The sequence below is a fragment of the Flavobacterium saccharophilum genome (assembly GCF_900142735.1).
Lineage (GTDB): Bacteria > Bacteroidota > Bacteroidia > Flavobacteriales > Flavobacteriaceae > Flavobacterium > Flavobacterium saccharophilum.
Genome location: NZ_FRBY01000005.1, coordinates 58834 through 81434, shown reverse-complemented (window position 1 = coordinate 81434; position 22601 = coordinate 58834). Strand labels below are relative to the sequence as shown.

Sequence of the window (22601 nt, the reverse complement as noted above, 5' to 3'; positions counted from 1 at the left end):
TTTGATACCTCCACTGATTCAGGCAGGTTAAAGCATATCTTCGTTTGAATTTCTAATCTGCTTCACTTCTTTTACTTTTATCGAGTTTATGGCGACAAGTCCAGATGTTTTTTAAAAACTTTTTTTAAAATAGTAAGTTGTAAGTTTTTTTTATAAAATTATCATCACTTTTTAATTACTAAATGGCTCAGTTCAATATCATTTAACAATCTTTCTTTCTCAGCATAAATAATATCCTTGATGTCCTTTTTTATCTGTAGATAATTGCGCTGTACCATTGCATTATCAACTTTGCGAATAATAGGAATATCAACATATTGATCCTGTTCTTTTTTTAATGCTTCATGGTCATTTGCTATTTCAGAATGAAATGTTTTTAGTTCTATTTTACAATCAGGATCATCGGCTACCATACCAACAAACTCACCGGAACTAAGTCCGGAAATTTTGGACGGCGGTACAGCAGATTCCAATTGTTTGGACCGGCTTATAGAAGTATCTCCGCTATTAATAGAAAGGCTTTCCCTGTCCTGCATAATTTTTCCAAAACGCTCTGACAATTGTTTGGCAGTATCACCTGTAACTTGTCCGCTTACTACGTTTCCAACAATATTCATAATCACGTCTGCCTGTTCTCGTCCATAATCTTTACGCAGCTGGCTAAAATCCTGAATACCCAAACAAGTTGCTACTTTATTGCTCCTGGATGTGGCAATCAAACTGTCCATATTGTTGAGGTAGATAGTTGGAAATTCATCGAATATCAGACTGCTTTTCTGCTTGTTTTTTTGGTTCACTTGTTTAACCAATCGGTTTACATAAAGTGATAACACAGCTCCATATATCTGGATTTTCTGCGGATTATTCCCCATACATACGATCTTCGGTTCGTCCGGATTATTGATATCCAATGTGAAATCACTACCCGATAAAACATAATACAATTGTGGAGAAGAAAGACGGGCCATGGCAATTTTTGCCGAAGCAATTTGCCCCTCCAACTGGTCCATTACGTTATTTAAATAGGCATTCACAAAGGGATTAATGAGTACTTCGATTTCTTTTTCGGTTCTGAGCAGGGTAAAGAGACTATCGTAATCTTCCTGCATGAGTTCGATCACATGGGGAAGCGTGCAGAATTCACCGTCTTTATATTTTCGTAAATACCATATTATGGCCGATAGAAAATTAATCGGAGATTCTACAAAAAAATCTCCCTGCCTTTTTATCCATTCCCTATTGAGCCCTAACAGAATAGTACGTGCCGATTCCGAAGCATCCGTAATGTCACTCATGCCTGACGGCTCTAACGGATTACACCGATTGGTCCGGGTCAGATCATCAAAATTAATGACATAAAACTGAGGTAATTTTGGATAGAGATGTTTGTATTTAAGCCAGGTATTATAGACAATTTTGGTCAGGTCATCAAACTTGAAATCATAGACAAACATGGTAAATTTTTTACGTATGTGCTGGGTAATAACATGACGTATAACAAAATAAGATTTCCCGGATCCGGGAGTACCTGAAACCAACAGTCCCCGAAAAGGATTAATAATGTTTATCCAACTGTCCCTTATCTTATCCTTTAAATGGTATCGGGCCGGCAGGTTAATAGAATACTCATTTTCCAGGAACCTTTCTTCCTGGGGGAAAGTTTCATTTTCGGTATTAAAAATATCCTTGCTGTTGAGCCTGTTTTTTATAATTCTGGATAATAATGTACCTCCGGAAAGCATCAGAAGAAAGCCACTGGAAGTGATGGTCATATAGGCAATTGCAGCGAGCATTAATTCTATTTTCACGTATAGTGAAAGATAACTTATAAAGTAAATTAGAATCCCCGTAATTATATAAGCAAAAGCTGTTTTGTAATTCAGTTTTTCATCTTTTCGTCCTTTAGCTCCAAGTAGTGAGATTATTAAAAATCCCAGTGCATAGAGTTTGGACTTATGAAAATTACTGAATAATCCTGTATGGTAAATATTGCCTAAAATTTTATCACTGAACCCACTGACCAGATGCCACTCCCGAAAGGCTGCATAACAGTAATAATAAAAATGGATTGTTAAAATAATAATACTGATGAGTCTTGTCATATCCAAGATCTTTCTCAGTGCCTGTTCGTTTTCTCCTGTCTGCATAGCCATAATTTTAAGTTTTATCGATTATTAGACTGTCCTCTTCTTTTTTTCTTTTTGTTTTTCAGCTCGTATGGAAGGTAATTAGATGTCTGTTCAGCTTGTGTGAGCATCTCTGCTAATTGGCCCATTATAGTACTGGATCCTAAATACTTGTTATCCCTAAAATCATCTCCAAACAGTGCTGCAACTATTTCCGATTTCGGTGTTTCAAATTTGATTTCGTGTAATTTTTCAGTAACCAAATTTGGCATTTTTTGTTCTTCCTGATTAATTGACGTACACCTTTCCTGTATTGCTTTGGCACTGTATTGTTTACCGAGTGTACTTCCATTAAAAACACATTTTGTGGTATGGTCAACGTAGGTAATACCGTAAAGTAAACCTTCTGCGTTTTTTCTAAAAACAGTATTGATACCCTCTTTTTCCAGTAGCTGAACTAATTCTGTGAGGGATATTTGCGCTTTGAAAAATGCCATATCAATGGCGTTTTTCACCCTTCTTCTATCTGAGACTTGATTTGTGGTATTGGATGCGAATTTTTCTTCTAAAAATTTTAGTGTAGGCTTGTTGTAAAAAAGACTGGCTTTTATGGGTACACCAATAGGTTTTCCATTTTCATCGAGTATCCTGTACATTAATCCTTTTGCTTTAAACATTGTTGAATCTTCATTGCCCCGGTCTGCTAAAACATTGTATTGTTTGAGCACCGCATTAAGCTGTGGAAGGCTGGTATATTTATATGATGAAAGTATCTGACCCAGTACATTTGTAATAGCCTTTTTTGATTCGCTTCGCCCGTATTGAATCTTTCCTGACGTGATTGGTTTGATCTGGAAATCCAGACTGTTTTTATTCCCTTGCGCCTTAACAAGTCCAAAGCTTTCTTCGATTTCTTTTCTTGCCGGTTCAGATCGGTTTTTACCAATATTTTGCATGTCAATTCGTGTACCATCCCTTTGAACATTTATGGAGACCAGATGGATGTGCGGATGTCCGGAATCATGATGCTGATATACCAGATAAGGCTGCTGGCTAAATCCGATTTTTTCCATATACGAATCAGCAACAGCCATTAATTTTTCCTTGGAATAATTTTCTGACGGATCAAAGTTGATCGAAATATGTACACTGTTTCGTTTTACATTTTCATTTAGTTCCAGCTGTTTTAAAAATCGGTTCAGTTTTACAGTAGGTCCCATTTTATCAACATCAATAGGATAATTTCCGGCTCCTATACATTCTGCCACATGCTCTTTTACTTTGTTTTCATTGTAATAAAAAACCTTGTGAAGGGAATGTCCGGTCTTTATGATCGCAACCATTTTTCCGAGATTTTCTGGATGTATATTTTGATTTCATCCATCTTATCAAAAAGGATTTTTTTATCCAGTTCAGCACTTATAATCCATACCTTGAATTCCGGAATTTGATTTAGTGTATGCAGTTTTTTTACCGCCTGATTGAAGTTGTTTCCAATGCCATTTAATTGCCTGAACAACTGGGTCATTTCATGGATCATATCATCCAAAGACTGATTCCTGTAAGTGGTGTTTATAGATTTGTTAAATAGGTGCTTTCGGATGTAATCGCTAAGCTTGCGGCAAGTACTTGCTTTCCATTTTTTTTCAATTTTTGCATACTCTTCGGGTGTAAACCGTAACCCGACAATGCGTGTTCTGTTTGAATTTTCTCTTTTCATCATCTCTCTTTTTCATTATTATCAAGCTCTTTTTATTCTTCCAGTATCACTGCTAACGAGTCCCGAGTGTGGAGCAGCAAGAAGGCTGGTGTTTAACAACAGGACATCTTGCTGATTGCAGGAACGTTGCAATCTTCCTGATACTTTAAGTGTCTTTCCGATATTTCGATATTTCCAAAACACTCAAAACATAATTTTCTTTTTTACAGACTTTTTTTATACTATGTGATGTATTAATTCTAGTATTCCGGAAATTCAATGCCGTATCCATTAAGTCATTAAAGTTTCAATATCCTTTTATAAAATCTGTTTCATTTTATTTTAGAACGCAAGGAAAGTGCACACTGCATAAAATTCAGAACTATTATAACTGGGTAGCAATTATGCCAATTTATCTTCCGAATCTTAGATTGAAAAACGTGCTCTTTCAAAGCAATAAACCAATTTCAAAACAACAAAATCCTGACCGTTTTAGGGAAGGTTTTTGATTGCTCATTTTAACCTTTCCTTTTTATTTCAGAGACAAAATTAAGTAAGCGAAATGGATTTTACCTATGATGGACATATTATGTCCATGACACTTTAAGACTGGCTTTATACCTTTGTAGAAATAAATTATTAATTAAAAGCGTGAAGATTATGACAACAAATGATGTGGCCAAGGTTTTTGATACTGTACTTAGTATCCCAGGCATGAATGATGTAGTGAAGATTGATTTGAAAATTTCACGAAAAAATGTATTATTATTGAACCATGTTATTGAACGTGGATTATCTGTTAATGACAATGACAAACCCTCAATTCTCATGACGAGTATCCCAGACGAAAATCTTCAGGAGTTAAGATTCTTTGGAGATGAATGTTTACAAAAAGCCGGACTGATTGAACTTAGTGAAAAACTAAAAACGTTGAGTGAAACGGGTAAGTAATTTTCTTTGAATTGAATTATTTAATCAAGGCATTGCTAAACAAAATAGTTTAGTAATGTCTTTTTTTATTTTTTTAACTATGATTGATTGTTTTTGAAAAATCTTGGCTTGTTTTCGGTAACAGTTTATTGCAGAGGTCACTGTAATTTTGTCTTATCAAATTCTAATTAGTAAAACTTCAAGTTAAGATATCCTTTCTAGAATTTGAAACAGGAATGATTTTCAAAATCTGTGAAGATGAAAAAATTAAATTTACATAGTAAAAAAGCAATTGCGGAGATCATTTGTCTCTTGTATACAATTCTTTTTGTTTATGCAGCAGTAAGTAAATTATTGAATTTTGAGAATTTTGAAGTGCAGCTTGGTCAGTCTCCATTATTAAGTATTTATGCCTCGTGGATTTCGTGGCTGGTAATTAGTATTGAACTATTAATCGCTGCAGCACTGCTAGTACCCAAATTGCAATCAATAGGTTTGTATGCTGGACTGGGTTTGATGACAATGTTTTCTGCTTATATTTTTATAATTCTAAATTTCAGTTCTTTTATTCCCTGTTCCTGCGGAGGGATTTTAGAGAAAATGAGCTGGAATATGCACTTGATTTTCAATTGTACATTTATTGTCCTGGCCCTTTTTGCAATTGTGCTAGAAAAACAAACCAACATTAATGCTACTGCATCTACAACAGGCACCAGAACGGTTAAATTAACAATTGGAATTATTGTTGGCAGTATACTGATTGTGTTTATTTTATTTCTTTCCTCTGAAAATATCATACATCATAACAACCCTTTTATAAGAACATATCCAAATCATCCAGCTGAGTTTTCAAATACAATAGATTTAAAACATCATTCATATTATATTGCCGGTTTTGCAAATAACAGGATCTATCTTGGAAACTATCAATATCCAATGTATGTACTTTCATTGGACCAAAATCTAAAGAACAAAAAATTAGATAAACTGCATTTCGATGCAAAAAAATTCCCCTTCCAATCAATTACGATAAGTGTCAGAGAACCCTATTTTTATTTATCGGACGGCAATGTTCCTGTGCTTCTTAGAGGAGATATGAAAAACTGGACCATCACTAGAGAATTAAACTCAGTTCCTTACTTTACAAGGATAGTCCCAATTGACAGCAGCATGGCGGTATTCAGATCAAACAATTCAAAAAAACTGGCAAATGTTTTGGGGATTTATAATGCTGACGCCGAACAAAAAACAACATATAGCAGAGAACTTCTGCAGAGCCGCAATGATGGCATTTTTGATACTGATGGAACGCTTCTGTACAGTGAAGCTGCAAAGAAAATTGTCTACCTATACTATTACCGCAATGAATTTATGACCGCTGAAAAAAACGGAAAACTTATCACCAGAGGACATACCATTGATACTATAAGCCATCCAAATTTAAAGGTTTCACTCCTCAGGGATGGAAAACAATATGCAATGTCCACGCCATCATTCGTAGTAAATGCAAATGCCGCAGTAGTCGGCAATCTGCTCTTCGTGCACTCCAGGGTAAAGGGCAGGTATGAGAATAAAAAGTTATGGGATAAATCCTTTATTATAGATGTATACAATCTAAAAAACAATACATATCTGCTCAGTTTTCCTCTCTTCCATACTTCGAGCAAAGTCCTTAATTCTTTTGCAGCAACTGATACGCATTTGTATGCTATAATTGGGAATGATCTTGTGGTTTATGAACTAAAAAAAATAATTAAGAATGAAATGAAATTCAATAATTAAAAATTTACCAGCGCTGGTGACAGGAAACAGATCGAAACCTGTAGAAAAAGTAGATCAAATTATAATTTTAAATTTAATATTATGAAAAGTTTATTTTTAAAAAATGGGATGCCTGTGGCTGCCGTATTATTGGCAATGGCAGGAGCTTTTGCAACTACCTCCATGCAGAGTTCGCCAAAAGCAGATACCCTTGCCATTCGACCAGGATACTTTCCTGATTCAAATGGAGACTGTACTGAAGAAGAACCAATAGATTGCTCTAACATTCAAAAGCCTCAGCTATGTCGTCTTAACGTAACATCAGGTCCTGTTGCTTATGAAAAAGATGACCAAAACAATTGTGTTCAACCTTTATATCGTGTTGTAAATGGTCAGTAATTTTCGTTTTCATGGAAGAATGCAGTCCCATTTGGGACTGCATTTTTATATAAATTTCTATTGTACTCCTTTATTAATCCAAGAATAGGAATGATCATCCTTCAAGAAGTAATTAAACCATTCTATCATGCGTATCGTAATGTCTTTTTGATTGTCTGGTTTTGTAAAAACATGACCTTCATCAGCATATAAAAGCATGATGCTTTTTTTCTTTAATCGGCGCATTGCCAGGTAAAATTCTAAACTCTGGTGTATATCTACCTGTTTGTCATTTTTACCACTCCACAGCAGTAGAGGTGATTGAATATTTACAGCATTTGGAAGAGGTGAATTAGCATGATAGCTTGATGGTATATCATGTGGAGATCCACCCATATTCCATTGTTCGCCCTCAAAGCGCCACATTTCCGGATTTCCAGATCTGCCGACAGAATAATAAAGGCTTACCAGGTCCGTTATCGCCCCACTGGCAATTGCAGCAGCAAACATAGGGGTCTGTGTAATAGTAAAAGCGGTCTCATATCCGCCGAAAGAATGTCCCATAAGCCCTATTTTTGCCGAATTTACAATCCCTTTTTTTATTACTGCCGTTGTTGCAGAAACCACACAGTCAGCAGCAGAAATACCTGGGCTCTGGTAAATAAGGCTGATATCGGGAAGAAGCACAAAATATCCTTCCAATGTCATTACAGTAACATTAAATCCTCCTTCGTTTGCAAAGGTAGGGTTTTGATATAGATGCAGCTCATCGGCTTTACCCTGATAAATATTAACAATCATTGGATATTTTTTTTTGGGATTGTAAGCGGCAGGATATAATAGAACAGCTTTTAAATTCTGATCTCTTGAATTTTTAAAATTAATCAGTTCGGATTTTCCCCAATAGTATTTTTCATGCTGTGGATTGCTTTTAAAAAAACTAACCGACAGCGATGAATTATTACTGATGACGAGTTGCGGAGGCATGTCAAATTTTTGCTCTCGATAGAAAATTTTATTTCTTTTCTCACTGTATTTAAACTGATCAATATAACTGTCTAAATAGACTATTCTTTTTTCAAAGGAAGATTTATCCCATCTAAAACAGCCCATCTTGCCGTCATTTCCCTTTGCCCTTAGAAATATTTTTTTGTTCAGGTCAAAGGTCTCTATAACGGGTCCGTCATATACGAGTTTTCTATAATTGACAGACGGATTAATAATTCTGTATTGTATCTGCTGCTCCCTTCCTTTAGTTAATCTTCTAAAATTACTTCCATCAGGGGTAATGGCCCAAATATCGTATTGGTCGTATAAGATAATCTCATTGTCTTTTTTTGTCCACCCTGGATTTCCATAGACTGATTCCGGAACAAGTTCCTGCTTTTTTCCCTTGAATTTAATGCCTGTTGAGGCAGTAATATTTGTATGGGTATCAGTGGACGTATTATAAACCCACCAGTTATTTTCTTTAAAGTACGCCAGGTATTTTCCTGTGGGCGAAGGGTTCAATGCCTCTAAATCATAGGGATGTTTTTCCAGAATTAATTTTTTCTCGAAAGTTTTCAAGTTTAAGATGTAATAATCTCTCGGACCTTCTATTTCAAATTGGGGTTCATACTCTTTGGGATTTGATAGTACAGCATACTTCATATCGGTTGTAAGCATAACACTTGATAACTCATTTGAGGTAATAATATTTACTTTGCTTTCTGCAGGCTGCCATAAACCTAATTTTGATTTCTTTTCAATACTGCCCTGAAATTTTTCAACCGGATATATCCACTTATCATTTGCATTCCATATCTCAACATTTGATTCCTGCTGTATTACAGCAGATGAGGTAACAACAGCAAAAAAAACTTTCTGCAGGTCTTCAGATATTAGAATTTTTCGAAAAGTGTCATTTACTATGGACCAATTTTCCGGGAAATTTATATCAGATGCGCTAAGATGATCTAATTTATGATTCAATAGGTTGTACAGAAACAAAATATTTTCTTTGGAATCATCATACTGCTTTATAAAGGCCAGCGCATTCCCTTCTTTCTGCCATGTCAAACCTATGAATTTTTCCCTGCTGTCCTGCTGAAACCATTTTATCTGTTCCGGTTTTTTAATACTAATTAAAGCAATAGCATTCCTGTTATCCAATAAGGTTGTATAGATCAAATTTTTACCATCAGGACTCATCAGATAACTAGTTATATCATTGATCTTTTTGATGCTTCCGCTTTGCATCGATCTGATTTCAAGGTTTTTTTTATTATTCTTATTTGTTCGCAAACAAATTAAATATCCTGTTTCACTTAATGAATACTGCATCACATTGGGTACTGTTTCTTTTTTTGCAGTTTTCAAATTAAGAATATGCAGGTTATCTCCTGAATGGCAAACGAATATATCATTAGGCGCAAAGCTGCCGTTTTCGCCGTCCGGAAAAGCATATGTAGTGTTTTTTTCGATATTCTGAACAAATAAAGTATCGTTTCCGCTGGTATACTCCATATTGTATACTACCCATTTCTCATCATGGCTTACTTTGTCTAAACGAACGTCTCCCCAAAGATGGTACTCATCAGGTGACAAGACTTTTTTTTGCACCACCTGCCCCCATAAGGGACAGGCTACTAATGGCAAAATAAATAATAAAACTAAATATAGTGGGCATTGCATTTCACAGAACCTCATGGTTCTCAGATGCTTCTTTATTATATTGAAAAACATAATTATAAATTTAATATCCCGGATTTTGAGAACCAAGAAAAGGATTTGCACTAAACTCACTTTGAGGAATAGGTAATAAATTATCAGTTGTATTCCAGCCAGGTTTAATTCCACTGAGTACAATGTCTAATTTAGCCTTCCTTTTAAGATCAAAAAAACGATGCCCGTACTCAGTAAAAAGTTCCCATTTTCTCTCAATAATTATGGCGTCCAAAATTTCCTGCTGCGTTGCAGCTGAAGTGGCAATAAGGCCTGCGCGATGCCTTACTTTATTTAAATCTTCCTTGGCACCAATGAGATCCCCCTGATAGGCCCTGGCCTCTGCTCTGATAAGATACTGCTCGGCTAATCGAAACATTATTGCATATTCTTTTGAAACTGCTGTTGAGTTGTTTTCTTTGTATTTATATGCGTGGTAAAATGTAGAAGTATTTTTTTTAACTGCTTTTATCCATAGGGACCTGCGCAGATCACCAGCTCCAAATGAATCGACCAGAAAACTGCTGAGCGAAACACGAGGGGGAGGAATCGAAATAAAAGTAAAAGTGGCAGCTTCTGCTGTATTTCTGCCTGCAGCTCCAGCCTGCAGCTGCCATATAGTTTCATTTGAATTCAATAAAAATGTACGGTCGGGACTTTCCAGATGATAAAGTTCTTCTCTGTTAAGTACAGCAGAGGAGGCATTTGCCGCTTCCGGATAAGCTTTTGAATACAAATAGACTCTGGCAAGAAGAGCTTTTGCAGTTAAAACATTAGGACGCACTCTTTCCTGTCCCTGATACTGAACAGGCAGTAAAAGAATAGCATTTTCAAGATCTGTTGTAACCTTTCCATATATCTCCGCAACAGGTTTTCTGCTAACAGTGCTGTTTTCTTTATAATCAGTGCTAGTAATATAGGGTATATCTCCAAAAAGGTTTGTAAGATAGAAATGAACCAGTGCCCTGATAAACAATGCTTCTCCCTGAAGCTGATTCTTCTGATCAAGGGTAAGATTGCTACTTGCAGCTGAGCCTTCGATTATCCCATTTGCAGCATAAATTTGATTATAAGCTGCGTTCCAGTACCCACTGATAACAGTGTTGGCGGGCAAAAGTGTATTTTTATAAAAACTTAAACTGGAATTGGTTGGACTTTCACTGCTTTTAATTTCATCTGCATAGTTGCCAAGCTGATTTGAAATACCTACAGCTGTTCCAGTGAAAATTCCCGCATCCCTAATATTGGAGTAAATATTTAAAAGTGCTGCACTGGCAGTATTATAGTCTTCAAAAACAGTTGGCGTGGTCAGCTGGGATTTTGGCAGATCAACTTCTACAAACGAATCACAGGAGAACATCGAAATTATAATAATACAGCACAAGGCATTGATCGATGTATTAAAAAGTGTTTTCATATTAATTGATTTAAAATATTAATTGTATTCCTGCTGTTATAACTTTTAGTGGCGGCAGAAAACCGTAACTTAAAAATTCCGGATCCCCATCCTTATATTTAGTGAATGTCAAAAGGTTCTGCCCCTGCAGCATAATTTTACACTGGGTTTCTTTTAACGAAAGAGGCAGGTTGTAGGAAAGAGATATGTTTTTCAACCGAACGAATGAAGCATCGGTAACAGATCCCGTGCTTTCATCAAGTAAATAACTGGCTGTCATAGCATCATCGTTATACCCGGTAGTGTAGATCTGATATGGCGCAATATCGTTCTGTTCCCTCCAGCTGCCGGTTATTCTTTGCTGCTGATTGGACATCATTCCGGCAGGTCCCATTGGATAGGTTCTGTTTTTCTGTTTTACCAACTGAAATAAAAAATCTAAAGTGATTCCTTTATATGTCAGCTGATTTTGAATTCCTCCGAAATATTTCGGATTCAGATCGGCCATTGCCTGTCTATCTTCAGGAAATGTAATACTGCCATCGCCATTTAAATCCTCGAATTCATATAAGCCTGTCTGCGGATTAACACCTTTGAGGTCGTAGAGCAGTGCTATATTTAAAGGTTTTCCAATGCGGTACTGCTGGCTGTAGGCTGAGCTTTCCAGACCTGGAAAACGCACCAATTTATTGTTGGCAAACGTTAAGTTTAGATTTGTTATCCAGGTAAAATTTCCTTTTACAAAATTACTGGTACGAAGTGTAAATTCCAGTCCGCTGTTTTCTACAACAGCGTCAAGATTAGACTGTATGCTTGTAAAACCTGTTGTGCCCGGCAAGGATAAGCCCACCAGCTGATTGGACGATCGATTTTGATACCAAGCTCCTGTTACAAATATGCGATCCTGAAAAAAACCAAGTTCGAGCGCCGCTTCAAATTTTTTATTTGTCTCCCATCCAAAATCTGCATTATACAATCTGGAGGGAGAAAGTCCGGTGTTGCCACCATAAAGCACTGATGAGGTTGTATAGGTATCAAGAAATTGATAATCCCCGATTTGATCATTTCCGGTTGTTCCATAACTGGAACGGATTTTACCAAAACTTAGCCACGAGCTGTCTTTTAGTAAATTTTCATTTGAAAAAATCCAAGCCAGACCTGCTGCCCCGAAATAAGCAAATTGATTTCCAGGACCAAAACGACTGGATCCGTCTCGTCTTGCTGTCAGATTGATGATATACCGCTCTTTTAGGTTGTAATTTATCCTTCCGAAAAAAGCCTGATATTTATACTGAGTTTGGTCATTATTGAGCACACGTACATTCTTTGCGGCGGCAAGGTTATAAATTAGATTGTTGGAAGCGAAACCTGTTCCCGACTGAACAAGCGATTGGGACTTCTGGCTTTGAAATGTGGCTCCCAAGAGAATGTCGAGATTAGATTTACCAAGATCTTTTTTCCAGTTGATCTGTGGTTCTATAATCCATGACGAGCGATCTGTATTATTTAAAAAGATGGCAGAACCTGCACTGCTTACATTATTTGCCGGATTATAAATTGTGGATGGCACGATTCGGGTTTCATCATTATGTAAGAGCGTATATCCAAGATTGCTTTTTACCGATAATCCTTTTGCTAGTTCGTATGTAAGAGTTGTATTTGCTGTTAAATCATTGGTTGCAGATTCAAATTCCGTATTAAGATTCCTAAGCGGATTATCCCAAGTTCCGTTTTCCCAATTTAGTTCACCATCCGAATTATATAAAGCTGGCGCATTAGGAGGCAGCGCCCGCGCATCATAGGTAAAATCAAATGACGGCTGGTTATTATCCTGTCTATTAAATCCTGCCGAGAATGTCATCTTAAATTTATTATCCTCTGACTGGTGGTTTAAATTTATCTGGCTGCCCCCTTTTCGGTATAAAAAATCACCCGCAAACACAGTAGATTCTGTATGGTAAGAACCACTAACCAGAAACTGTGTGTTCTGTGAACCTCCTGACACAGATGCGTGCAGGTCCGTTATTTGAGCTGTTCCTCCAAGTAGTTCTTTCTGCCAGTCTGTATAGCGGTTTTGATCCCATGTTCCGTTTATATCATAATCAGAAATCCCGTACTCGCTAATCCCATCATTTATAAAGGCCTGTCTGCGCATATCCAAGTACTCTTGTGTATTCATCAGTTTTATAAACTTAGTCACCGTCCCAGTACCTGTCGATGCCGTCACGGTAAACTTTGTTTTTCCGGCTTTACCTTTCTTGGTTGTAATCAAAACGACACCGTTGGCACCTCTAGATCCGTAGATAGAGGTAGCATCTGCATCTTTTAGAATTTCTATGCTTTCGATCGCGTCAGGATTTATGCTATTTAAAGGACTGGTAAGTGTGGGGAAAGTTGTTCCAGTATAAAAGGACCCAACGGGTTCCGAGGAATAGGGTACACCATCAATAATATACAGAGGTGCATTGGCATCCGTTCTGATGCTGTTCTGTCCCCTTATCTTTATATCAAAGCCTCCACCTGGAACTCCAGTTGCCTGGGTTATACTCACTCCAGCCATACGGCCCTGCATCGTTGCAAGGATATTAGTTACGGGCTGTGTTTCGATATCTTTGGAAGTGATACGAGCAATACTTCCGGTGCGTTCACTTTCTTTTACGGAATAATAACCTGCATTGATTTTAACTTCCTGAAGGGTTGTGATATCATAAAGCAATTGTATATCAATATTCGTTCGACTTTTTATTGGGATCAAAGCAGTTTTAAAACCAATAAAAGAAACAATTAAGGTGTCATTTGGAGCGGAAAAAAGGGTGTATTGTCCACTATAATCTGAAATAGTAGACGAATTAAGTCTGCTTTTAACAGTAATAGTAACACCAGGCAATGGATTGAGACCATCGGTTATAGTCCCTTGAATTTGATGTTGTTGAGTAAAAATAGTACTGTGCCGGACTGTTGTTTTGGCATAGACAGATGAAAAAGAAAAACAAAGCCATATAAAAAACAGGCAATAAAGACCTTTCCCATCCTTGTAAAATGAAAAATTATTCATAATATTGGATTGGTTAGTTAAACGAAGATTTGATTAGCTACGGTCCTCTATGCTAGTTTGGTCGCTACGGTAGAGGGCCATTTTTTATGCATTAAGTAAACGGCTTAATGATCATAAAGAAGGATATTTTACTTCACATGCTTATTTTTAAAGGTTCGGTTAAAATGCGAGTCTTTAAATTATAAGGGAAGATTTGCTATGAATTTTATCTGGTTGCTATAAAAAAAGGCATGGAACTCAGCTTATCGAACAGAGGTACTGGCGGCACCAACCACAATAAGTGAGCCCACGCCAATGACGTGAGCATCTTACTTATCCTCTCGTGGTTTAAAAAACGCCAGTTTTCTGTTCGAGATTCAAAGCGAATGCTTCAAATATTTTTAATTGAAGAGTCGCAAAATTAATAAAATCCTATTTAAAATTTCTTTAAATAATTTTTTAGAATTCAAATATATGAAAAAAATCACAAAATTGTCAAATTTGACAATTTATTTTGATCTAATAGTCTCAATTTCACTTTATGAAGGAGATTAAAAAAAAATATTATGTAGCATTTGGTCAAAATTTACAAAGGGTAATGGATGACAATAAAAAAGATGTTATGACTATTGCTTCTGTTGGAAAGATTGAACTTAAGCAGGTGTATAGAGTTCTAAACGGAGAACATGGAGCGTCTTTAGGTACAATAATTTCAATAGCAAAGGGTCTAGATATTGAACCTAAAGAACTATTTGATTTTAAATTTGACTTAGAAAAGGAATAAATATTAAAAGATGCATTGGCATCTTAATTAAATAGATAAATATGACACAAGTTGAGATTAATGATTTAGCAATTGAGATTTATAATGAGATTCCTAATGGAGACATTAAAAAGTATATTAAAGAATGTATAGATCAAGGGGAAACAACAAAAGATGAAGTAAAAGCGTGTGTTTTGTTTAAAATTGCACAAAATTTTAGGAAAAATGCTGGATTGTAAATAAATTTATAAATTAAAAAGATGCTTCGGCGTCTTTTTTTATGCTCAATGAAATTTAAAACAGGTATTTCTACGGTAGTAATATCTTTTTTAAAAGAATATTTTTTAATTAATATATTTCGTAAAAATAATTAATTGCCAATCTTCTGTAATTGCTATTAAAATCAGTTTACTGAGCTATATAATAATGATTAATTAAATAGACTGTTAATAGTCAATATTATAACCTTACTTTTATTATCTTTTAAATTATAATTAGGCCGCCATTCTAATTTTATTTTTTTCGATACAAGCTAAAGCAACTGCTGAAAATTCTGAGGATTTTAGAATCATTTCACGTAATTCAGTTTTTATGATCTCTATTCTTGCATTGTCTCCAGCTGTTCTATGTGCTTTTTGATTAATCAATTTTATTTGATCAATTTTTCTTTGGCATAAATTCCATACAACTAATCTTGCGTCCTTTAATGGTGTATGATTCAAATGGTAAATATCAATTGAAACTTCAGCTCGGGCATAATTCCAAGGCTCAGATTCTTGTTCCACGGAAGGGATTGCCTTACCATCCTCAGAAAAAAACAACAAATCGGGATCATTTGGATTGGTAGGATTTAAAAGATAAATGACCTCATCATCTAATTCCTCGTCACATGTTGCAGCGATACATCCATTTCTTAATGGAAAAAATGATCCTTTTCCATATGATTCATTTTCATCAGTATGTTTGTCTTTCCTTAATCTATTAGAATAAATAGAACTCAATTTATAATTCTTCCAATCATAAGCTAACCACCAATAACCATCTCTTATAATAATTTTTCCCTCGACAATTTGTTTAGCTTCATTTTTTGGTCTAAAATGATCTATATCCATATCAGACATAACCTCTTGAGCCTCTGAATACCAACATTTGTTATTCGATAAACCTTTGAAAATAACGACCAAGTCTTGCCATATAGGATTGTCTTTAAAAATTTTCCTTCTTTCTATCGCTGTTTTCCCTTCCAATGAGTCTTTTAAAACTTTAGCATTTTCTTTCCAACCATCAGGAAGTAAATCTTCCAAATTACTTATGTCTATTGTTCTCATTCTGATTCATCTTTTAATAAATCTTGTAAAATTGAAATAGTCAATTCATCTTGTCTCTTCTGTTCGTTTAAGTTTTTTGGAATTGATGAAAATTCAGCTAGGTTTGCTACTTTTTCAATAAACTTAGAATAGAGAGGGTCTCGTGTATATTTATTAAAACCTAATGAATCAAAATACCCAGCATATTTATTTAAAAAAGTTTTTTCATCCGCTGATAAATTGCCTTTTCTTTCTTTTACTTCTAATGACCTATACTTATTCAATTCATTTTGAGTATTCTCATCAAGTGTGCTCGGTAAATTAAAAAATTCGCTTGTCAAAATTCCAGCAACTCCTAAGCCTTTTGGATCAAAATCAGGTTCAAACGTTTCTATCTTTTGAAATTCTTTTCCATCTTTATCAAATTCTTTTTTAGCATGAAAAATTCTAATTTCTTCTTTGCTTAGTCCTCCAATTACTAATGGATCGTGAGTAGTCATTAGAATTTGACTTGATTCATCTTTACCAGAATATTCTTCTAATAAATTCATATATTTCCATTTCCACAAAGGATTTAAATGAGTGTCAGGTTCATCTAAAAGTATTAAGGATTCATCTTCCTTAGTAAAACGCAATAATCCTAACACTGTCAGGAGTTGTTGTTCACCTTCAGATAATTCTTTGAAAGTTATATTACCATCAACATTAACTTTTTTAACTTTCACCCTTACTTCCTGAATTAAATCAGATATATATGTACTCTCTAAACTTTTAAAAAACTCTGTATTAGTACCATATTTTTTAGCTATTTCAATTAATTTCTCTTGATTAGAAATAAATAAGTATAGTTGCTCTTGTGTATGACTTCTTCTAAAATCTTCTCTCACATTATCTTCTTGAACAATCGGAGCCATAGAAGCATTCCACAAATCATCTAAAAATTTACGAACTACACCTTTTGCAGTCCAAAAATTTAAGGGCTTTGCATTCTTTTTATTTTTTGCCCAAACAGGCTCTTTTAGCACAAAAAGAACAGATTCTAGTCCAATTATTCCTAAAAATTCTTTTAAAAATAAACTAACCTTTGCATCAGTGAATGCATAAAAAGCCATCAATACAAAATAACTATGTATTTGTTGAGCATAAAATAAAGGTCTTGGAGGAGCATCAACTCCGTCTAACAATGCTTTGTAAAACCTTGTTTGATGCTTATCAAAATGTTCTAACAATCGATTACTAATTCCTGAATAGTAAGAGAAAACGTACTTAGGTAAGTACTCTGACTTATCCTTTCTAACTACAGTTTTCGATATTAAAGTTGAATAATTTATTATACTGTCTTTTTTTTTCCCTTTGTAGAATAGATATTTACCTTTTACATTTGGTCCCCCATCAACTTTTAATAAATTATTCTTGCACTCATATTCTATTGAATAGTTGAAATTTGTTTGCTCATCCAAATCTAAATCTCTAAATATTATAACAATAGCTTCGAGTAAATTAGATTTACCAGCGGCATTTTGACCTAACAGAACAGTACTCATATAATTACTGTTTAGATCAATGGTAAAATCTTTAAGATTTTTAAATTCTTCTATATAAATTTTGTCTATCCTCATACTAATTCGATGTATCCTTTATCATCATTAGATTCTTTGATTGTCTTGTCAATTTCAATTTTATTTTTCAAATCTGTATAAAATTTATCAATACTATCATTGATGTTTTTATCATCGTAATGTTCGGACATTTTCCAAAGATCTTCGGCATGTAATTTGCCATTTTCTTTTAATAGTTTTATTAAATCCATATTGGTAGTTTTACTATTGTATTTTATTTCCCTTGTAGGGATATCATTTCTTTTTACAATTGAAATCTTACTAAATAACGAACTATTTTCATCTCCTAATAATTCACTTAAAACTGATTGCATAAGTTTTTCAGAATTTTTTTTATTAGAAATAATTTCATATTCAATTTGGTTACAATTTGATTGCAATTGATTTATTTTTTTCACTATTTCTTTTTGTTCATCAAATGGGGGAATTGGAAAATTCATTAAACTAATATCTAATCTAGAAATGTTTTTCATTGAATCACTGGTTCCCGAAGCTATTTTTGAATAGTGATCTCGTGCATATGGACTATTATTTGCTAAATTTAGATATTCCTCATTTATGAATTTAGAAACATTTACTCTTAATGTTTTATCATTAAGAAGAAGCTTTTCCCTAACATTTTCTCCGACAATGACACTTCTAGCGACTAGTTCACGTGTGTTAGCACGGGTAAGAATAAAATCTCCTGGCTTTATTTCCTTTTCAACAAATGGACTAAAATTTAAAGGCAATGTTTTGTTTTCTTGTTCCTGAAAAGTCCCCCAAGATATTGCACTTATTTTAATTACTCCCCATTGATTATTTTCAGCCGGATATGGTAAGCATTTAGGACTTTTTCCAGCTTCAATATAATTATATATATCTTGAAATTTACACCAACTCCAACTTTCAGGTATATCAAAAGGAGTTTTCTCGTTAGGAATTTTTGGTAGAGGTTTTTCTTTTTTAATTTTATTATATTGAAAGAATTTCTCTTTTTCTACTTTAATTTTCTTTAATAACTGATTTACAGTTTCTACGGTTGGGTTTTGTTCTCGCCATTCTAATGTTAATTTACCTTGTACTGCATCATTAAAAATAGATTTTCGAAGTTTAGCTAAGTTTTCTTCTTGCAATTGTAATTCTCTAATTAATTTTTGATTACTAGCTTCAACTCTTTCAATTTCATCTAAGACTCTCCTTTGTTCTTCTTTAGAAGGTAAATAAATATCTAATTGATAAATCTGTTTAGGATGAATTCTTTTTGAACCTACACCTTTGGCCAAATTTTCTAACTTTAAGTAAAAATTACCTTTCTTAAAAAAGTAAAATATCCATTCTGGATAACAAGAATCGTTTACATCAAAAGCAGGAATATCTAAGCTAGACTCAAAATTATCTAGTTCTTTTGGAATTATTCCAAAGGCTCCTTTGTGCAAATTTTGTTTACCATAAACAAATTGACCTGCTTTTCTTGTATAATATTTCGTTGCACCTTTTTTCTCTTTAATATCTGGTCTTTTTTCTACTCCTAAAATATTAAGTTTTACTCTGATCCGGTTTTCAGTATTTGGATTTTCTGACACTATTTTGGATTCAGTTAAGAGAGACCCTAATTTTACTTTTTTCCAGTTTTTCATAAAAGTAATTTTTTTATTTCAGCTAATAATGCTGAGCTTTTTTGAAAGGAACTGTCCAATATTACTAATAATTCTTCAGTTGAATGCAAATTTTCTTCTTGCAAAACATTTGCGTTTTTTATATCTAAATTAAATTCTCTTTTCTTAATTTCTTGTATGGATACTTTCCAAGCATATTCATTTTCTTTACGCTTTATCCACCATTTTTTAATATCATCAAAATGTTTAATATCAACTGGTCTTGAACTACTAAAATTTTTAATTCCATCTGGATAGGGCATTTCGTAGTACCATATTTCTTTTGTAGGTTTTCCTTTTTCAAAGAATAATAAATTTGTTTTAATTCCTGTATATGGGTTAAATATTCCATTAGGTAAACGTATTATTGTATGTAAATTACATTTAGTTAATAATTCTTCTTTTATTCTCATTTTTACTCCTTCACCAAATAAAAAGTTGTCTGGTAATACTACAGCAGCACGACCATTTTTCGTTAAAGTCTTAATAATTAAGGCTAAGAATAAATCAGCTGTTTCCTTCGTTCTAAATTCTTCAGGGAAATTTTTCTCAGTTCCATCTTCTTCTTGACCGCCAAATGGAGGATTAGATAATATAATATTTACCTGATTTTTTGCTTCCCAATTATTATAAGGTAAGGATAATAAATTTCCTTTATTTATTGCTGGTTTCTCTATACCATGGAGTATTAAATTTGTTGTACACAGCAAGTGTGGTAAAGGCTTTTTTTCTACTCCTCTTATAGAATTTTGTATTATTAGAGAAGTCTCATCAAAATCTTTTTGCTTAGATAAATTATCTAATGAACAAGTTAAAAAGCCTCCTGTTCCGCATGCAGGATCTAAAATGCTTTCTCCTATTTGAGGATTAATCATATCGACCATAAACTGAGTTACTGCTCTAGGGGTATAGTACTCTCCAGATGAACTTGCACTTTGAAGTTCTTTTAATATAGATTCATAGATGTCATTAAAAACATGTCTTTCTGTATTATTGTTTGAAAAATCAATTTTGTTTATTTCGTTAATAACTTGACGAAAAAGATTTCCACTTTTCATATAATTGTAAGTGTCATTGAAAACTGATTTTACAATTACCGATTGGTCTGTATCGGTTGGTTCAATTGTTTTTAGAATTGGGAATAAATCATCATTAATAAAAACTATTAATTCATCTCCCGTTAATCCACCAGCATTTGCAGCCCAATTCTGCCATTTTAATTTTTCAGGGATTGGGCTTTTGTATTCTTTTCTTGAGATTTTCCATTCCTCTTCTTTATCAGCAAATATTTTCATAAAAAGCATCCATACCATCTGAGAAATTCGTTGGGCATCTCCGTCAAGACCTTCGTCTTTTCTCATAATATTTCTTATGGATCTTATTATACTAGTTGTATTCATTTATTCTGTTTTTAAAGCTTTATACCAATAGTAAAAAGCTTCTGGATTATTCTTTTTTAATTTATTTACTTTATTATAGTTTTGGTCTTCGATTAACCAATCCTTAATTTCTAGAGGATTTTTAAATTTCTGTATTGTTCCCAGCTCTTCTGATTGAATCAGTTTGGTTAGATAAGCAACTTTAGCAGCGGCTATTATAGCTTCATCTATGCCAAATCTGTCAATAATAAAATTGGTAAAGTTTTTAATACCGAGTTGTAAATGATTAAATTCTTCAGATTTTAAATCTCTTTCGGCAAGGATATAACATGCTTGTGAGGTATCATTTAAAACTTCTTTCGGTGTTATTTCTAATTTTCGAAAACCAATCTCTTCATGAACTACTTTAGTATAACTACTTTTAACTATTTCTAAATTATCTATGTTATCGAAAAGAAATGCTATATCGTATAGCTGTTTTATAATTTCAACAGGACGATTTTTACTATAAAGGATTCCTGTTGTTTTGGGAGCAAATGCAGTTAGTTTATCTCCTAAGATTGCGTAAAAGGTAGGCATTGTAATTATAGTTTCGTCTTTTGAAGTAGATAACCAACTATGTTTTATTGGTACTTCTTGGACTTCCGGATATGGATTTGGTGTATATAACAAATCTAAAAGAATAGGTTCAATATTTCCGTCTACAACGCTTTTATAATACGCTTTGAAATGCCCAATTGGTGCATCTGGGGTATGTTTACGATGGTTGTCGTCTTCCCAGCTTAGAAAAACCTCTTCATCTACAATTTTTTGTAGAACAGTAATGATTTCCTGTTCGGAGTGCTCCGTAATAATATCAATATCTATGGAGAATCGTTTAGGTACTTCAGTAGCTAGTAATAATGCTGTACCGCCTTTAAATGTGAAATTTAATCCTTTTGTTTTTAGTTGCTCTAATAGTGTTAATGCCCAAATTACTTTTTCAATTAATTTGGGATCTACTCGTTTTCCTAACTTGTTTTTTAAGCTAAGTATCCACTCTATTGTATGGGTTTCGTTATTTATCATCAATTGTATATTATTGGCAAAAAAATGATTATTTTGCCGAAATGACATTGAAAATATTCTGTAATTCATTTTCGCGATTTCTTCTCATTGCGTATCGTTTCATTTTTAATCTATTTAATGGATATTTCTGTAGTGCAGTTTTAAAAATAAAATCTATTTCCCCTTGTTGTGCCGCAAAAAGTCGATTATCAATAAGCATATCTACCAATAGTTTTTCTAAAGTTGGTATACTAACTTTATCTGTTTTTTCAATTGGAGCTTCTGAAATTAAGTTTTTTATTATAATGACTTCATCGGCATAACTTATGTATCTATCAAATATCTCTTCATCAGGATTTAGATAAACATTTTTAAAATTATCATTAAAACTATTGAAGATCTGTTCTACTGCTTCTTTTTCTACTTCAATTACTGTGTAAGTTTTAAAAGGCTGGTGACGCATTAAATCGTTAATCCAGGAAGTATTCCAAACGCAATAATTTACAAATGGATAGTCTTTATGTATCCTGTTATATATTTTTTTTAGCGATGGAGTAATCATTGGTTTAAACTTTTCGCTACTGCCTAACTCGTAAAAACCTCTTGAAGTGTTATGAATAATGCCCTCTTTTTTTAGTTGAGATAGGTACATATTAATGGTGTTTCCTGACCAAGATGGAAAATCTTTTTTGATAGCTAAAACAAACTCCGGTTTTGAAAGTTTTTTATTGTTACCAAAGTAATAATGAATTTTATGTTCTAGGGCTTTGTTCAACTTATATCAGTTTTGAAATGTGAAAGTAATCATTTTTTAATTAT

17 protein-coding genes are annotated in these 22601 nt (G+C 33.8%); 5 read left to right on the top strand and 12 right to left on the bottom strand.

All coding sequences use genetic code 11. The features are described from left to right. Positions 1–164: 164 nt before the first annotated feature. From mobC to BUA98_RS16145, 3 genes are read right to left on the bottom strand one after another with little or no spacing between them, the layout of a single operon-like run. Positions 165–2147, bottom strand: coding sequence for a conjugal transfer protein MobC (gene mobC, locus BUA98_RS16155; RefSeq protein ID WP_072974963.1), 1983 nt, complete (start codon positions 2145–2147; stop codon positions 165–167). A 17-nt stretch (positions 2148–2164) separates the two neighbouring features. Continuing rightward, positions 2165–3469: a relaxase/mobilization nuclease domain-containing protein gene (locus BUA98_RS16150; RefSeq protein ID WP_072974246.1), complete on the bottom strand. Its 1305-nt coding sequence runs from the start codon at positions 3467–3469 to the stop codon at positions 2165–2167. Further along, the gene (locus BUA98_RS16145) at positions 3454–3849 is read right to left on the bottom strand and encodes a plasmid mobilization protein (protein WP_086065399.1); all 396 of its coding nucleotides are present in this window, start codon (positions 3847–3849) and stop codon (positions 3454–3456) included. The genes BUA98_RS16150 and BUA98_RS16145 overlap by 16 nt, the downstream gene beginning before the upstream one ends. 636 nt (positions 3850–4485) lie before the next feature. Between BUA98_RS16145 and BUA98_RS16140 the strand changes: the two genes are divergently transcribed. The 3 genes from BUA98_RS16140 to BUA98_RS16130 all read left to right on the top strand — a co-directional run bounded on the left by BUA98_RS16140 (position 4486) and on the right by BUA98_RS16130 (position 6915). Continuing rightward, the gene (locus BUA98_RS16140; protein ID WP_317614830.1) at positions 4486–4776 is read left to right on the top strand and encodes a hypothetical protein; all 291 of its coding nucleotides are present in this window, start codon (positions 4486–4488) and stop codon (positions 4774–4776) included. Between the two features lie 237 nt (positions 4777–5013). Continuing rightward, positions 5014–6537 carry a MauE/DoxX family redox-associated membrane protein gene (locus tag BUA98_RS16135; RefSeq protein ID WP_072974242.1) on the top strand — a complete coding sequence of 508 codons (1524 nt, stop codon included), beginning with the start codon at positions 5014–5016 and terminating at the stop codon, positions 6535–6537. Between the two features lie 81 nt (positions 6538–6618). Next, positions 6619–6915, top strand: a complete 297-nt coding sequence (locus BUA98_RS16130; protein WP_072974240.1) for a DUF6520 family protein — start codon at positions 6619–6621, stop codon at positions 6913–6915. 57 nt (positions 6916–6972) lie between these two features. Here BUA98_RS16130 and BUA98_RS16125 read toward each other — a convergent pair whose 3' ends face one another. The 3 genes from BUA98_RS16125 to BUA98_RS16115 all read right to left on the bottom strand — a co-directional run bounded on the left by BUA98_RS16125 (position 6973) and on the right by BUA98_RS16115 (position 14051). Then, on the bottom strand, positions 6973–9570 hold the full coding sequence (locus tag BUA98_RS16125; RefSeq protein WP_159433477.1) for an alpha/beta hydrolase family protein: 2598 nt from the start codon (positions 9568–9570) through the stop codon (positions 6973–6975). 61 nt (positions 9571–9631) lie between these two features. Then, positions 9632–11017, bottom strand: a complete 1386-nt coding sequence (locus BUA98_RS16120) for a RagB/SusD family nutrient uptake outer membrane protein (RefSeq protein WP_072974236.1) — start codon at positions 11015–11017, stop codon at positions 9632–9634. Positions 11018–11027: 10 nt separating this feature from the next. Next, positions 11028–14051, bottom strand: coding sequence for a SusC/RagA family TonB-linked outer membrane protein (locus BUA98_RS16115; RefSeq protein ID WP_072974235.1), 3024 nt, complete (start codon positions 14049–14051; stop codon positions 11028–11030). A 520-nt stretch (positions 14052–14571) separates the two neighbouring features. Here BUA98_RS16115 and BUA98_RS16110 point away from each other — a divergent pair. Continuing rightward, positions 14572–14814, top strand: coding sequence for a helix-turn-helix domain-containing protein (locus BUA98_RS16110; protein ID WP_072974234.1), 243 nt, complete (start codon positions 14572–14574; stop codon positions 14812–14814). A gap of 41 nt (positions 14815–14855) precedes the next feature. Further along, positions 14856–15032 carry a hypothetical protein gene (locus tag BUA98_RS22405; protein WP_159433476.1) on the top strand — a complete coding sequence of 59 codons (177 nt, stop codon included), beginning with the start codon at positions 14856–14858 and terminating at the stop codon, positions 15030–15032. 255 nt (positions 15033–15287) lie between these two features. Here BUA98_RS22405 and BUA98_RS16105 read toward each other — a convergent pair whose 3' ends face one another. The 6 genes from BUA98_RS16105 to BUA98_RS16080 are packed head-to-tail and all read right to left on the bottom strand — an operon-like array spanning position 15288 to position 22557. After that, positions 15288–16121 carry an HNH endonuclease family protein gene (locus BUA98_RS16105; RefSeq protein WP_072974233.1) on the bottom strand — a complete coding sequence of 278 codons (834 nt, stop codon included), beginning with the start codon at positions 16119–16121 and terminating at the stop codon, positions 15288–15290. Next, positions 16118–17719 carry an AAA family ATPase gene (locus tag BUA98_RS16100; RefSeq protein ID WP_072974232.1) on the bottom strand — a complete coding sequence of 534 codons (1602 nt, stop codon included), beginning with the start codon at positions 17717–17719 and terminating at the stop codon, positions 16118–16120. The genes BUA98_RS16105 and BUA98_RS16100 overlap by 4 nt, the downstream gene beginning before the upstream one ends. Further along, a complete protein-coding gene (locus BUA98_RS16095; protein ID WP_072974231.1) occupies positions 17716–19338 on the bottom strand; it encodes a restriction endonuclease subunit S in 1623 nt (540 codons plus the stop codon). Before BUA98_RS16095 ends, BUA98_RS16100 begins: the two co-directional genes overlap by 4 nt. Further along, on the bottom strand, positions 19335–20756 hold the full coding sequence (locus BUA98_RS16090; protein ID WP_072974230.1) for a class I SAM-dependent DNA methyltransferase: 1422 nt from the start codon (positions 20754–20756) through the stop codon (positions 19335–19337). The genes BUA98_RS16095 and BUA98_RS16090 overlap by 4 nt, the downstream gene beginning before the upstream one ends. After that, a complete protein-coding gene (locus BUA98_RS16085) occupies positions 20757–21872 on the bottom strand; it encodes a nucleotidyl transferase AbiEii/AbiGii toxin family protein (RefSeq protein ID WP_086065395.1) in 1116 nt (371 codons plus the stop codon). Next, on the bottom strand, positions 21832–22557 hold the full coding sequence (locus BUA98_RS16080; RefSeq protein WP_072974229.1) for a DUF6577 family protein: 726 nt from the start codon (positions 22555–22557) through the stop codon (positions 21832–21834). Before BUA98_RS16080 ends, BUA98_RS16085 begins: the two co-directional genes overlap by 41 nt. Positions 22558–22601: the final 44 nt, after the last annotated feature.

Bases quoted from the DNA above. Each gene is read 5' to 3' on its own strand.
- mobC (WP_072974963.1), bottom strand. From the start codon at position 2,147: ATGCAGACAGGAGAAAACGAACAGGCACTGAGAAAGATCTTGGATATG.
- BUA98_RS16150 (WP_072974246.1), bottom strand. From the start codon at position 3,469: ATGGTTGCGATCATAAAGACCGGACATTCCCTTCACAAGGTTTTTTAT.
- BUA98_RS16145 (WP_086065399.1), bottom strand. From the start codon at position 3,849: ATGATGAAAAGAGAAAATTCAAACAGAACACGCATTGTCGGGTTACGG.
- BUA98_RS16140 (WP_317614830.1), top strand. From the start codon at position 4,486: ATGACAACAAATGATGTGGCCAAGGTTTTTGATACTGTACTTAGTATC.
- BUA98_RS16135 (WP_072974242.1), top strand. From the start codon at position 5,014: ATGAAAAAATTAAATTTACATAGTAAAAAAGCAATTGCGGAGATCATT.
- BUA98_RS16130 (WP_072974240.1), top strand. From the start codon at position 6,619: ATGAAAAGTTTATTTTTAAAAAATGGGATGCCTGTGGCTGCCGTATTA.
- BUA98_RS16125 (WP_159433477.1), bottom strand. From the start codon at position 9,570: ATGCAATGCCCACTATATTTAGTTTTATTATTTATTTTGCCATTAGTA.
- BUA98_RS16120 (WP_072974236.1), bottom strand. From the start codon at position 11,017: ATGAAAACACTTTTTAATACATCGATCAATGCCTTGTGCTGTATTATT.
- BUA98_RS16115 (WP_072974235.1), bottom strand. From the start codon at position 14,051: ATGAATAATTTTTCATTTTACAAGGATGGGAAAGGTCTTTATTGCCTG.
- BUA98_RS16110 (WP_072974234.1), top strand. From the start codon at position 14,572: ATGAAGGAGATTAAAAAAAAATATTATGTAGCATTTGGTCAAAATTTA.
- BUA98_RS22405 (WP_159433476.1), top strand. From the start codon at position 14,856: ATGACACAAGTTGAGATTAATGATTTAGCAATTGAGATTTATAATGAG.
- BUA98_RS16105 (WP_072974233.1), bottom strand. From the start codon at position 16,121: ATGAGAACAATAGACATAAGTAATTTGGAAGATTTACTTCCTGATGGT.
- BUA98_RS16100 (WP_072974232.1), bottom strand. From the start codon at position 17,719: ATGAGGATAGACAAAATTTATATAGAAGAATTTAAAAATCTTAAAGAT.
- BUA98_RS16095 (WP_072974231.1), bottom strand. From the start codon at position 19,338: ATGAAAAACTGGAAAAAAGTAAAATTAGGGTCTCTCTTAACTGAATCC.
- BUA98_RS16090 (WP_072974230.1), bottom strand. From the start codon at position 20,756: ATGAATACAACTAGTATAATAAGATCCATAAGAAATATTATGAGAAAA.
- BUA98_RS16085 (WP_086065395.1), bottom strand. From the start codon at position 21,872: ATGAATTACAGAATATTTTCAATGTCATTTCGGCAAAATAATCATTTT.